This window comes from Treponema putidum (assembly GCF_000755145.1).
GTDB lineage: Bacteria > Spirochaetota > Spirochaetia > Treponematales > Treponemataceae > Treponema_B > Treponema_B putidum.
Genome location: NZ_CP009228.1, coordinates 763,487 through 776,591, shown reverse-complemented (window position 1 = coordinate 776,591; position 13,105 = coordinate 763,487). Strand labels below are relative to the sequence as shown.

General features: G+C 35.6%; 13 protein-coding genes and 1 pseudogene. 9 read left to right on the top strand and 5 right to left on the bottom strand.

Annotated features, from left to right (window positions below):
• Nucleotides 1-139 precede the first annotated feature (139 nt).
• The 3 genes from JO40_RS03525 to JO40_RS03515 form a co-directional block, all read right to left on the bottom strand.
• On the bottom strand, nt 140-667 hold the full coding sequence (locus tag JO40_RS03525; RefSeq protein WP_044978028.1) for a hypothetical protein: 528 nt from the start codon (nt 665-667) through the stop codon (nt 140-142).
• Between the two features lie 50 nt (nt 668-717).
• The gene (locus JO40_RS03520) at nt 718-1,320 is read right to left on the bottom strand and encodes a PD-(D/E)XK nuclease family protein (RefSeq protein WP_158506567.1); all 603 of its coding nucleotides are present in this window, start codon (nt 1,318-1,320) and stop codon (nt 718-720) included.
• A 289-nt stretch (nt 1,321-1,609) separates the two neighbouring features.
• Nucleotides 1,610-3,889: an AAA family ATPase gene (locus tag JO40_RS03515; protein ID WP_044978026.1), complete on the bottom strand. Its 2,280-nt coding sequence runs from the start codon at nt 3,887-3,889 to the stop codon at nt 1,610-1,612.
• 345 nt (nt 3,890-4,234) lie between these two features.
• On the opposite strand from JO40_RS03515, the gene JO40_RS03510 reads away from it, so the two are divergent.
• The 5 genes and pseudogenes from JO40_RS03510 to JO40_RS13845 all read left to right on the top strand — a co-directional run bounded on the left by JO40_RS03510 (nt 4,235) and on the right by JO40_RS13845 (nt 5,870).
• On the top strand, nt 4,235-4,807 hold the full coding sequence (locus JO40_RS03510) for a TetR/AcrR family transcriptional regulator (protein ID WP_044978024.1): 573 nt from the start codon (nt 4,235-4,237) through the stop codon (nt 4,805-4,807).
• Between the two features lie 133 nt (nt 4,808-4,940).
• Nucleotides 4,941-5,246, top strand: coding sequence for a hypothetical protein (locus JO40_RS03505; protein ID WP_044978023.1), 306 nt, complete (start codon nt 4,941-4,943; stop codon nt 5,244-5,246).
• Nucleotides 5,182-5,364, top strand: a pseudogene (locus JO40_RS15415) (ABC transporter ATP-binding protein); the annotation flags it as partial. The gene JO40_RS03505 and the pseudogene JO40_RS15415, both read left to right, overlap by 65 nt.
• 5 nt (nt 5,365-5,369) lie before the next feature.
• The gene (locus JO40_RS15305) at nt 5,370-5,537 is read left to right on the top strand and encodes a hypothetical protein (protein ID WP_420832878.1); all 168 of its coding nucleotides are present in this window, start codon (nt 5,370-5,372) and stop codon (nt 5,535-5,537) included.
• 189 nt (nt 5,538-5,726) lie between these two features.
• The gene (locus JO40_RS13845; RefSeq protein WP_158506566.1) at nt 5,727-5,870 is read left to right on the top strand and encodes a hypothetical protein; all 144 of its coding nucleotides are present in this window, start codon (nt 5,727-5,729) and stop codon (nt 5,868-5,870) included.
• A gap of 421 nt (nt 5,871-6,291) precedes the next feature.
• Here the strand turns inward: JO40_RS13845 and JO40_RS03495 are convergent, their stop codons facing one another.
• Nucleotides 6,292-6,867 carry a glucosaminidase domain-containing protein gene (locus JO40_RS03495; RefSeq protein ID WP_044978021.1) on the bottom strand — a complete coding sequence of 192 codons (576 nt, stop codon included), beginning with the start codon at nt 6,865-6,867 and terminating at the stop codon, nt 6,292-6,294.
• Nucleotides 6,868-7,066: 199 nt separating this feature from the next.
• On the opposite strand from JO40_RS03495, the gene ileS reads away from it, so the two are divergent.
• Genes ileS through JO40_RS03475 form a run of 4 tightly spaced genes read left to right on the top strand, consistent with a single transcriptional unit; the run spans nt 7,067 to nt 11,826 of the window.
• The gene (gene ileS / locus JO40_RS03490) at nt 7,067-10,369 is read left to right on the top strand and encodes an isoleucine--tRNA ligase (protein WP_044978019.1); all 3,303 of its coding nucleotides are present in this window, start codon (nt 7,067-7,069) and stop codon (nt 10,367-10,369) included.
• On the top strand, nt 10,353-11,198 hold the full coding sequence (locus JO40_RS03485) for a hypothetical protein (RefSeq protein ID WP_245608986.1): 846 nt from the start codon (nt 10,353-10,355) through the stop codon (nt 11,196-11,198). Before ileS ends, JO40_RS03485 begins: the two co-directional genes overlap by 17 nt.
• Nucleotides 11,199-11,214: 16 nt before the next feature.
• Nucleotides 11,215-11,460: an FmdB family zinc ribbon protein gene (locus JO40_RS03480; RefSeq protein WP_044978014.1), complete on the top strand. Its 246-nt coding sequence runs from the start codon at nt 11,215-11,217 to the stop codon at nt 11,458-11,460.
• A gap of 6 nt (nt 11,461-11,466) precedes the next feature.
• Complete coding sequence (locus tag JO40_RS03475) at nt 11,467-11,826, top strand: zinc ribbon domain-containing protein (protein WP_044978012.1); 360 nt, start codon at nt 11,467-11,469, stop codon at nt 11,824-11,826.
• A 5-nt stretch (nt 11,827-11,831) separates the two neighbouring features.
• Here JO40_RS03475 and JO40_RS03470 read toward each other — a convergent pair whose 3' ends face one another.
• Nucleotides 11,832-13,085 carry an HD domain-containing phosphohydrolase gene (locus tag JO40_RS03470; protein ID WP_044978010.1) on the bottom strand — a complete coding sequence of 418 codons (1,254 nt, stop codon included), beginning with the start codon at nt 13,083-13,085 and terminating at the stop codon, nt 11,832-11,834.
• Between the last annotated feature and the right edge of the window lie 20 nt (nt 13,086-13,105).

Here is a 13,105-nt window from a genome sequence, read left to right as displayed (position 1 = left end):
TTGGAGTAGATAGAAATAATTTTTATATTATGCAATAAATTTGTATTATATACTAATTTAAAATACAGTATTTTTATTAATTTCAGAACTATTTCAATTTTTTAAAGTATATAAAAATATAGAAAATCAGAATTTACTGCTACATTTTTATATTTTTTAGTTTTTCTATTACCTCGGTGTAACAATCTATAAAGTATCCTGATATATCACACGAGCCATTTTCTATATTTTCCCAAAAAGTGAAATTTATATCTTGATATTTTTTTTGCACACTCTTATAACATGGCCACCAATCACTTTGCTTAAATGCTAATTTTGACATTGTATTAAATACATAATGCTTTGTTTTTTTATCTATGCTATCTATAGCATCATCATAGTAGCTAACACCATAGATCATTGGTGTTTCTGTATTAATTCTAAAACAACATCTATGCCAATTTGGTAAACTTATTTGTATATGTATATTTTCTATATCAAATTCATATTTGTGTATTTTACCGCCTTCTAATTTTTTTTCAAGTGGAATAATTATTTTTTCTTTTGCAATTTTTTCAATTTTGTTTTTAATAATAGGTCGAATATTATCTTGTAGAATTTGTAAATCGTGATAGATTTTGCCAATACTACTTAAGTCGTTAATATTTAATTTTTTTAATTCTTTCATAATTATTGTCCTAGCTTTTCTCCTGATAGTTAAGTCTTCACCACTAATATTTAATATTTTTTTAAAAAATTAATATATTGTTCTAGAGATGATATTAATTTCTTTTCATATACTGGACAATTAGGATAAACCTTATTAACTAACCAAGGTAATATATGGTTCATATAGTTAATATTATAAAATCTACCAGAATTAATTTCATCTTCATAATTAAGGTTTTTCTTTGCAATATTTGTAAAACTCAGATCAGAAGCCTCTTTTCTTCCATCGCGTGTTAAATAAAATAAATAAATATTATCTTTCGATATCCCATGATGTTTGATACATTTGTCGATATATCTTTCTATTTGTTTCTCTTGATCTCGCGCTTCATAAATTTTATTTTCGATAATTATTGCATATTTAGGAAACTCTTCTATTAAAAGATCAATTCTATCATACTCATTTGTGAAAATTGGAGATTCTATTTTTTCTAATATTTTAGTTTTGAATGTTGAATTAATAAAAGCAATAAATGATTTAAATATTGGATAATTATTATCTTTTTTATATTCAAAAAACATACGTAAAATTCTAGAATGAGCAGTTTCATCAGCATGTAGTTCAGAAATAATATTTATATCATATGGCAATCTACTTCTTTCTATGTTCAATATTTGTGAAAGTTTCTTACATAAGATCAATATCTGACAATAATTCATAGTATAATAATTCAATTTGCACTTGGTTATATAAGATTACAAAATCTTATTTCATATAAACGAGCTTTACTTTTAATTTAACTCGTAAAGGTCTAATATAGTATTAAATAATAGCTATTTCATTATTCATAATAATATATCCTTTTCTAATATTATAAAGAATTTATAATAAAATTCAAGCATGCTGTTTAAATAAAACTTTTAAATATTTTTCCAGCAAAAACTCCATAAATCTTTCCCCTTACTCCCCAAACCCGATTTTTCTACTGCAATTTTTTTCTTTTTGCATATTTAATAATTCCGTGATAATGTATTCGCTGCTGATATTTTCTTTGGACATAAATCGGATTCTTCCGTAGAGAGAATTAAAATCTCCCAGAGTAACCGAATTATAATTCTGTAATGCTGTAATATCTTCTTGCGAAAAATTAAAGGAAGCAAAATATTTTGTAAGAAGTGTTTTTATTCCGTTTTCATTGAGAGCCTTAAATTCAGTCATAACATGAAAACGCCTTTGCATTGCAGGATCCATAAGTTCTTTGATATTTGTCGTACAAATCAATAAACCGTTAAAATCATCCATTTGCATTAAAAACTCATTTACCATTGTACGCTCCCAGCTGTGATTTGCGCCAAGACGGTTCGCAAAAAAAGAATCGGCTTCATCAAATAAAAGGATTGCATCCTCAGTTGAAGCTTCTTCAAACGCTTCTTTAATGTGCCGTTCGCTTTCGCCGACATATTTTACTAAAACATCGGAAGCTTTTTTTAAGATAAGTTTTTTATCCAAGATCTCCGCAATGTAGCGGGCAAATTCCATTTTACCCGTTCCGCTTAAACCGTAAAAAAGCATACGGATACCTGTTTTAATTTCCGTATTTCTGGAATACTCAACGGCATTTTTTACCATTTCAACAATCTCGTTCGGAGCAATAGATGTGTTTAAAGCTTCAAGCTCATAACTGTCTTGAAGTTTTTTTCGAACATTGGATACACCGTATAACAGCTCCGAATTTGCTTCAAGCATATTTTTTACATCAAGAATTATTTTTTCTTCATTTTCATTTACACCGCTGTTTACTGTTTTTAGCATATTTGTAATTGATGCTCCCGTTACTCTATATGAACCGCATAGACCGACAAGCTCATTCAATAATTTTCCTTTGACATTAATATTTTTTAACTTTGAATATGCAATAGATTGCAGCATAGTTTTAGGCATTTCGCCGAATTTAATTGAATATGTAAAACGCCTCAAGGTTGAATCATCAAGCCCGGCAGTATAATTTAAAATCCAAATAACCTTATTAACACTGTTTTCAAGCATCTTATTTACAATACCTTTTTTAGGACTCGTAAACTGCATTCCAAAAAAAGATGATTTACTCTGTAGAATATTCTCGGCTTCATCGACAACAATAATAGAATCACTTTTTTGAATTGAAAGTAAACAATTTAAACGGTATAAAGTATTTTCTTTTTCATTATCATTATTATTTTCCATTTCATTTTTAAATATAAATAATTTTAATCTGCTCTGTGCAGCAAGAGTTTTTGCAAATTCCGTTTTCCCTGATCCGGGATTTCCGTATAAAAGAATGTTTGAAGCACAATCACTTTTTAAAAATTGTAAGGCCAAATTAGAATATTCTTTTTTTATAGAGTAAGTATCTATATCAAAAGCTTTTTCCGTGTTTTCTTCCTTTAAAATATTAGAGAAAAACGGAGCAAGCGTTCCGGAGAAAATACATTCGTTACAATCGTCCGGTACTTCTGCGTTATCATTCATTAATCCGAAAGAAACAAGCTTTTTATCGGAACGAAGGAGAGCTTTTATTTTTAAACAGGAAGTATCAAGAAATTTTGCATATATATCCGTATAATCACTCGAGAGTCTGCAAGCGACCATTTCACATAATTCATAAACAGCACCTGTCCTATACGCCAATAAAAGCAGTTTTGCTTCTTCCTCAGAAAGTTTGAGTGCCTCAATTAAAACATTTATCGGTTTTACATTGTTAATTGCTTGTGAAATATGAGAAGGCATTTTTATATTATTAATTGTTTTTTCAAGTATACATAAATCGACTGGCGCGGTTTCTTTATAAAAAAATGTTAAGGCAATAATTTTTGCAAAGTTTTCCTTTTTCGCAAAAATACATCGGCATAAATTAATATGTAAAACCGTATCGGTATCAAATTTTCCAAACTTTTTACCTATCATCAAATCTTCTTCAAAATTTTGTTCAAGTTCGTTTCTACAATCAAATGGGTGCAGGTAATTTTCCCTCGGATTAAATAAAGTCAGCTGTTTTTCTTGTATACTTTTTTGAATTACAGCTCGTATCACTTCTAAAGTTCTATTTTCAAGTTCAAACCTTTCTACCAAGGCATTGAATAAACAAAAAAACTTTGAACATCCCCTAAAACTGTCAAGATTTTTACATATATTATAAAAATACCCTATTATTGCATAACATTCATCACTTTCAAGATTCTCAATATAATATCTTATTCTCATCGTAGCCCCCTGTTTTACGAATAATGCATTTTTTTAATCTCATCACTGACTATATGGATTATACAATACATCCTCTATCATTTGATGATATAGTAATACTTTTGCATAGGGTATAATTTTTCAGACCTAAAGCCTCCATGGAACCGAAGGATAGAGTGCAGACATCAGCATGATTAAAACAGTCCAAACAATAGCCGCTTACAAAAGTTTTTTATATTTTATGTTAATACTTTTTAAAAGGCATATCCGTAAAATAAATAAAATTTGTTTACCTCTCTTGACAAATATTGAATAGCTGTTTATTATTAAATCATAATTCAATTTTAAGATGGAATAAAGAAGACTATGGCTCAGGTATTAAAAGAAGAAGTAAAAAATAAAATCCTCTCTGCGGCGGTAAAGGTCTTTTATGAAAAAGACTATAGGTCTGCCAAACTTACCGATGTTGCGGAAGAGGCTGATGTTCCCGTTGCGCTTATTTACACATACTTTAAGGATAAGGCGGCCTTATTTGACGAAACGGTCGGCGGTATTCTTAATCGGGTAATTAAAATAATGGAAGATGAGGAAAAGATGGAAGCCGGAAGTCCCTATGAAAGATTTAATCAAGGAGGGGCATCTCAGCTTCCCGAGCTGTTAAAAGACAAAATAAAACTCATCATTTTGATAGACAAAAGTTCGGGAACAAAACATGAAGATGCAAAAGACATTTGGGTTAAGCGGTTGGAACGGCATATAAAAGATGGGTTAAAACGATATTCAAAAACAAACCACGATCCAATGCTTGCCCATATCTTAGCCAATAATTATGTTGAAGGGCTTATGGAAATTGCACGGCACTATAAAAATGAAAAATGGGCCGAACACATGCTCTTTGCTCTTAATAAGTGCTATTTTAACGGAGTTGAATCGCTGTAAGTTAGCTGCCCTCATTTTATGAGGATAAAAAACGGTAACAACTAACCTTAAAAGTTAGTTATAGATAATATTTAATTTAATATTGAATTAAAATTCAATATTATTCAATTTTAGAAATAGGTTAGAGGTAGGTATGACTGAAAAAGAATTAAAGAAAACGGCGACGGGTAAAAACTTTTTGTCCAATTTGCTGCTTGCACTTAAGATAGTGTTTGACTTAATACCGCAGGTTTTATTGGTGGTCTTAATAAGCGCATTATTTTCAAAAGAAATTACGCCTCTGAATTTTAAAATGATCATTTCGGGTATTCCGGCTTCTTTTATTTTAAAGGCTTTGTTTAACTACCTTGCCGTAAAGACGGCGCATGACAGGGCTTTCGGTTTTTTCGTTTTTAATCGATGCGGGGTATTTTGTGCTTTTGCTGTATTCAGGCCTTGAGGCATTAAGTGGAAACATTGATGTGTTCAACTTTATGATTGTTGCGGTTGTTTCAAAAGAATTTTATAAACCTTTTGCGGCTATGGAAACTCACTACATGTATTATGTGTCGGCGATTTGATTTTGGATAAGATGACTAGCAATGTCGATCCCGTAAACGAAGCACTTATACAAGAAGCAATTACGGAGCTTTCAAAAAACAGAACGGTACTGGTTATCGCACATCTAAAGACTATTCAACAAGCGGATCAAATTCTCGTCTTCCGAAAGGGCGGCCTTATCGAAATATGAGTACTTCAAACAAAAAATACAAAGACTCAGTGTTTGTCGACCGTCAAAGACTGTACATCCGTAATAGCCGAAGAAATAGGGCTTTCCGTTGAAGAAATCGAACAGCTTTAAAAAGTGCAGTAATCAATGGTTAATGTAATTCCCATTACAAATTAACAATTGAGAGAAACTTTTTAAGGATGTTTTCAGATGAAACCAAGTTATTCAAGACATAAGGCCTTTGCCTTTTTGGGAGCGGCTTTTGCACTGCTCGTCACACTACTGTTTAACGTCTGCCCTAACAGTGCGGGCGGAAGCGGTTCGGGCAGCGGTGAAAGCATCTACGGCGTATGAAAAGTACTTTACATTAAAGAAAACACTGATCCGAAGGTATTATATCCGACGGCTCAGGCTTACCACTCTACACTGCTGCTGTATTTTTGTTTTTCGCAAGGCAAAGCGTATATCGCGGATAAAATAAAAGAGATAGTTTCCCAACCTTGTGCCGGTGCCCAAGTTCCCGGCACAGGTGGCGCCGCTCGCTTCAACAACGAGCTTTGCGACAAGCGCAAAACATCGCATATATAAGGCTTTAAGTGTGAGCAATTCTGAAGAATTGCTCACACTTAAAGATATATTGAACATACAGTTTTGAGAGAATGAAAGCGGGCAGGCATGTACGGGAAAAAGTACGGCGAGTTTTCTTTAAAACGGCAAACGGAATCGGGGGCGGTCTTTCAATTATAGGAGGGTTCGCAGTAACTTTCCTGTCCGGCTAATAAACCGATTTATACAATCTTATTAAGATGCTTTCAAGTTTTTTGCCGTAATTCGGATCTGCAGCCCAAGTTCCGGCAAGCTCATAGATCGTGGGAGCTTTTCCCTTAGGATTAACGTATTTGTAGCGGGGATCGGTTGGAGGCCTTAAAAGGGGTTTAGATGTAGCATAGGCTTTTAGATGTTGAACATGAGCAAGAACTCCTATCTTCTCAGTTGGAAAACTTTCTCCTTTTTTCCCTGCCCCGATTGAACCTAGTCCGCAAAAATTATTCATATCTTCACTTACCAGACCTCCAAAATTCAAAAAACCTGTTTCTAAGCACATTTGAGAAAAAGCAATATCAGAATTTATTCCTTCGGCCTCACATTCTTCTATATAAAACCGTGCTAATCGTTTTACCTTTGCCCTATCTCTTTTAGGATTTTGACTTATAAAAAAAGCGGTTAATTCTTCTGCCGAACACCTGCCTGCACTTTCTATAAAATGGGGCGGTCTTACAAAAAAGCTCAAACATGAAAAAAACAAAAAAGATAAACAAAAAATAAAAATATAAAAAATCCTTCTTTTCATAATTAAAGTTTCGGAGAAAATAAATCTGACTTGAATACTTTAATTTTTTTTAAAACTCAGGGCTGTGCTGAAAATACTATGATAAATAAACGAAAATGTGATACGAAAATGCGAAAAATGCGAAAATGCAAGCAGTTGTATAATTTAAAAAAAAATAGTATAATCATCGACTGTAATTTTTGTATTTTGGAGTTTTCTAATGTATAAACCTGTAGATCCTAAGGTTGATTTTGCAAAACAAGAAGAAGATGTTTTAAAATTTTGGGAAAAAAACGATGTGTTTAAAAAATCCGTTTCATTCCGTGATGGACGCGATAATTATATTTTTTTTGACGGCCCGCCCTTTGCTACAGGGCTGCCTCACTTCGGACATTTTGTGCCCGGAACAATTAAGGATATTATTCCCAGATATAAAACAATGAAGGGGTTTAGGGTTGAACGCCGCTTCGGGTGGGACTGTCATGGTCTTCCGGTTGAAAATTTAATCGAAAAAGAATTGGGGCTCAACTCAAAGACCGACATAGAAAAATACGGTATAGATAAATTTAACGAGGCCTGCCGTGCCAGCGTTTTGCGTTATGTAAAAGAGTGGAAAGAGACGATTACCCGCTTAGGCCGCTGGGTTGATTTTGAAAACGATTATAAGACCATGGAACCTAACTTTATGGAATCCATTTGGTGGATTATGAAAAGTCTTTGGGAAAAAGGCCTTTTGTATGAGGGCTACTATATTCTTCCTTATTGCCCGAGATGCTCCACAGTGCTTTCAAACCATGAGCTTAACTTAGGCGGCTACAAGGATGTTCATGACCCTGCAATAACGATTCGTTTTAAGGCTCTTCCGCCTGTAAAAAACTCTCCGGCAGCTAAAGCCTTTGAGGAAAAAAATGCCCTTCCTTCCGATACCTATCTTTTGGCATGGACTACAACGCCTTGGACACTGCCGAGTAACCTTGGACTTGCTGTTGGTGCAGATATTGATTATGCTTTGATAGAATATGACGGAGCCCGCTATATTATGGCCGTTCCCAGGCTTGACGCTTATTTTGCAAAAACGGGAAAAGAAGAAGCAAAAGAGTATAAGCTGATTTGGACAAAGAAGGGTGCAGAACTTGAAGGCTTACGGTATGAGCCCCTATTTCCTTATTTTAAAAACCTTGCTGCTGATGAAGACGGAAAAAACGCTGAAGCAGGGCAGGGTGCCTTTAGAATTTTGATAGGGGACTTTGTTACAACCGAGGACGGAACGGGAATTGTTCACACGGCTCCCGGATTCGGTGAAGACGATAACCGCATCTTTGCGGATACCGGAGTACCGACAGTTTGTCCCGTAGATGCGGAATGTAAATTTACCCAAGAAGTACCTGATTACCAAGGCCTTTTTGTAAAGGATGCAGACAAGCAAATTATGGAAAGGCTGAAAAATGAAGGTAAACTTTTTAAGCGTGCCCAGATTTTGCACTCCTATCCTCATTGCTGGAGGTGTTCAAGCCCCTTGATATACAGGGCTGTTGCAAGCTGGTTTGTTTCGGTTACAAAGATAAAGGATAAGCTACTTAATGCTAACTCCAAAATAAATTGGCAACCCGACCATATAAAAACAGGCCGATTCGGAAAATGGCTTGAAGGCGCCCGTGACTGGGCTATCAGCCGAAACCGTTATTGGGGAAATCCTATTCCTATTTGGAAATGTCCCGATTGCGGTGAAACAATTTGCGTAGGAAGCAGAGCGGAATTAAAGGAGCTCTCGGGAGTGTTTCCCGAAGATATGCACAAGCACTTTGTCGATAAGATAAGTATTCCTTGTAAAAAATGCGGCGGAACAATGAAGCGTGTGCCTGAGGTTCTGGACTGCTGGTTTGAGTCGGGTTCAATGCCATATGCCCAACAGCACTATCCCTTTGAAAACAAAGAGCTTTTTGAAAAAAACTTTCCCGCAGATTTTATTTCAGAAGGTTTGGATCAGACCAGAGGATGGTTTTATACTTTAACGATTTTATCGGCAGCTCTTTTTGATAAGCCGGCTTTTAAAAACTGTATCGTAAACGGACTTGTGCTTGCAGAAGACGGAAAGAAGATGTCAAAATCCTTACGCAACTACACCGACCCCAACGAAGTTATAAAACAATTCGGGGCCGATGCTCTTCGTCTTTTTTTAATGAATTCAAATGTTGTAAAGGCTGATGACTTAAAATATTCGGATGAAGGAGTGCGGGATGTTCTTAAGGGAATTTTAATTCCTTTTTGGAACAGTTACAGTTTCTATATAACCTATGCCAATATCGACGGAGTAAAACCTCCTCATAATGCAAAGGTTGACGGAAAGGATGAGGGGGTAGAAGAATTCTTAGCTAAATTAAATAATCCCTTAGACTTGTGGATATTATCGGTAACCGAAAAACTTGTTGCCGATGTAACTGATGCCCTAGACAAGTATGACCTTGCTCAAGCTATTCCGCCGATGGTAGAATATATTGACCTTTTAAATAACTGGTATATCCGCCGTTCCCGCCGCCGCTTTTGGAAAAGCGAAAATGACGGAGACAAGGCTCAGGCCTACGAAACCCTCTACCGTGCCTTAAAGAAATTTTCCCTTGTTGCGGCTCCGGTAGTGCCGTTTATTACCGAAAGCATTTGGCAGAATTTACGTACCGAAAGTGATGCTCTTTCTATCCATCTTGCAGACTATCCCGAGTACAACGAAAAGATAAGAAACAGTGAGCTGGAATTTAAGATGAAGACTGTTCAAAAGGCCATTTCAATGGGAAGGTCTCTGCGTTATCAGTTTAACTTAAAAATAAGGCAGCCCTTAAAGGCCGTCGAAATAGTAACCCTCAATTCTGAAGAAAAAAGAGTTCTTCTGGAAATGGAAGAAAGTATAATCGAGGAACTCAATGTTAAAGAGGTTATCTTCCATGAAAAAGAGGATGAACTTGTAGAATACTCTGCTAAAGCTAATTTTAAGGTGCTTGGAAAAGAATTAGGACCCCTTATGAAAAAGGCCGCCGCCGTCATTGAGCAGATGAATTCAAATGAAATTCAAAACATAATGGAGGGTGCAACTTTAAGTATCGATATTGACGGAAAAACCGTCGAAATAACTGCCGATAAGATTGTAATAAACAGGCTCGAAAAGGCTTCCTTAAAAATAGTAAATGAAGGAACCCTAACCGTAGGCCTTAATACCGAGCTTACGGAAGAACTTTTGATGGAAGGTTATATAAGGGACTTGGTAAGAGGTATTCAGACCCTGCGTAAGGAATGCGGGCTTGATGTCATAGATAGGATTAAACTGTATATTTCATCCTCTCCCAAAAATGCCGATAATAAAGAGTTGGAAAAAGCCTTTGAGCTTTTTAAGGACTATGTTTGCGATGAAACTTTGAGCGTGCAATCTTCTTGGCTTAAAACAGGAGAATTGGCAAAGTTAGGTTCCATTAAAACAAGCCTTGTTGAAGCCGGTGATTATGAATGGGAGATTGGAATTGAAAAAAATAATTAGAAATACCCTTACTGCACTCACTTTTATTTTGGTTCTTGCTTCATGTAAAACCGCTCCGCCTCTTCCGGGGGTTGTAAGACCTTTCGGGATGATAGGCGATGGTGCAGATATGTATATTTATATGCCTATCGAGAAGAATAAAAAAATAGCGGAACCTATTTTGACTTCTGTCGGAGGAGACTCCATGAAACAGGCCTTGAGCCGGACTACAGCCGTATATTCCAGTGTATTTGTAAAAGAAAGGCTTACCGAAATTAGGATTTGTGCCGTAGGAAAATATCCTTACGGAATGACTGACAGTATTTTTAAGAAAAAAAACGGTTGGGAGCCTAAAAAGACAAAGGAAAGATATAAATATTATAAATCTTCTTATGTTGATGTTTCTATTCCTTCACCTCAAATAGCCTGTCTGGTTATGGGCCCCGATAATAGGCTTAATATGGAAACCTTCTTAGAAAAATTGGCTAAACCTGAGGAAGCTGTCTTCTCTCAACGCTTTGATGCCCTTGTCAATTCCGGCTCGCAAGATATAGGAATATTTGTAAAAAACGGAGACTTTTTTTTAGGACAGATAATAGGGGTTCAGCTTGGACTCCCTGTCGGCATAATAGAAATGTACTTAAAAAAGAATTCGGAAGTTGAAAATGAATATCTGTACGATTTAAGTATCGAAACAAAAAATATGATGACGGCTTCTTTATTAAAATTATTTTTTAAAAATCAGCTTAAGGCTGATGTAAGACTTGAAGAGAATAAGCTGATTATAGAAAATAGACCCGTTACCGAATCCAAGATTATTGAAATAATAAAGTCTTTATATAATTATTGATTATTGGAGGAAAAAGATGCCAACTTATGAGTATGTCTGCGATTCTTGCGGCCATGATTTTGAGGTTTTTCAAAGAATGAGTGACGAGCCTATATCTGTATGCCCTGAGTGCGGTAAACCTGTAAGACGAGTTATTTCCGGGGGCTTAGGAATTAATTTTAGGGGCTCCGGTTTTTATATAAATGATTCTTCTGCTCCAAAAGCTGCTTCAGGCGGCTGTTCAGGTTGTTCTTCATCTTCATGCTCAACATGTAAGCACTAGGATTTTATGGGCAAGGTACAAAAAGGGCATTCGCCTAAGTTTTTTTGTGAAAACTGCGGGCAAGAGGTAAAACGGAACACAAAGGTATGTCCCCATTGCGGGCGTTTTTTTGCTTCGGTAAGATGCCCTTCTTGTAATTATATGGGGCATACGGATGAATTTATAAACGGATGCCCCTCTTGCGGTTTTGCTGTAAGCTCCGACTCTAATAAGAACACAAAAAAATATCATAGGAATAAACTAAAAGAATACCGCGCAAAATATAAATCCAATAGATATGATGATCCTCTTCCTTGGTGGGTTTACAGTCTTGTCATAGGCTCTTTGGGTTTATTGATTATCTATATATTTTATTTTAAGACTTAAAAAAACTACTCATCTGCAAGATGGGCTTTAATTGCTTGGATTCTGTCAAGCACTTCAAAAAAGGCTTTTGCTATTTCCGGATCGAATTTCTTTCCGCTCATTTTTTTTAATTCTTCCAGAATGTCTTCTTCGGTCCATGAGTCTTTGTAGGAACGCTTTGAGGAAAGCGCATCGTAGACATCCGCCATTGCAACAATTCTTGCTCCAAGAGGAATTTCTTCTCCCTTAAGTCCTTTAGTATAGCCTGTTTTTTTATCCGTTTTTAGGGCTTTCCCCGTTTCTATATCAATGTGGCCGGGATAACCTGTCCCATCCCAGTTTTCGTGATGACGCAAAGCTATTTCCATTGAAAGTTTATCGAGAGGCGAATCGTTCCCAATGAATAAACGAGCGCCCAGCCATGTATGGGTTTTCATAATAGCAAATTCTTCATCGGTTAATTTTCCGGCTTTTTTTAAAATCATATCCGAAATTGCAACTTTTCCAATATCATGAAGCATTGATGCAATTTTTAGCGAGTCACGGTATTTTGTTTGCTCAGACATAGGGATGCCGTTATTAAATGCCCATCTGTCATAAATTTCAACCGAATAGTTTGCAACTCTATTTACATGCATTCCTGTTTCTCTAGGATCGCGTAATTCAGCCGTTTTGATCATACGCATAACCATTGCCCGCGTTACAAAAGCATGTTCAAGAGCTATCCCCGCATTTGAAGCAAAATGACTGAGATAAATTTCATCATCATGAGAAAAGGCTTCCGGTTTACCGTTATTATCAAGAGCATTTAAAACTTGAAGTACACCCAAGATCATTCCCGACATTGAAAGAATTGGGATAGTTAAATTCGAAATCGTCTTATAGCCTGTTTTTTCATCCGTAGCTTTTCCGAACTTAAAAGGCTTTTCAGGGTCAATATTGTAAACATCGGGGATATTTATAAGTTTTTTTGTATTTGCAGCATATCCTGCTATTGTATGATTGTCTATAGGAAAATCAAAAAAAGTGTAGGGAAGTTTTTTACCCGCCGGAAGTTTTTTTTGCAGTGTGCTATTCTGAGCATATCTTATGGCAAGTCTATCTCCTTCAACTATATATATTGAACCGGCATCGGCATTTACAACACTCCTAGCTTCGGTAAGTATTTGCTCTAAAAGAACATCAACGTCTTGAACACTGTGTATCAAAGATTCCGTTTCAAGTATCTTGATGAGGATTTGCTCCCTTGACAACTCTTTATATTTATTTTTTTCTATCATATCCAACGTTATATTATATT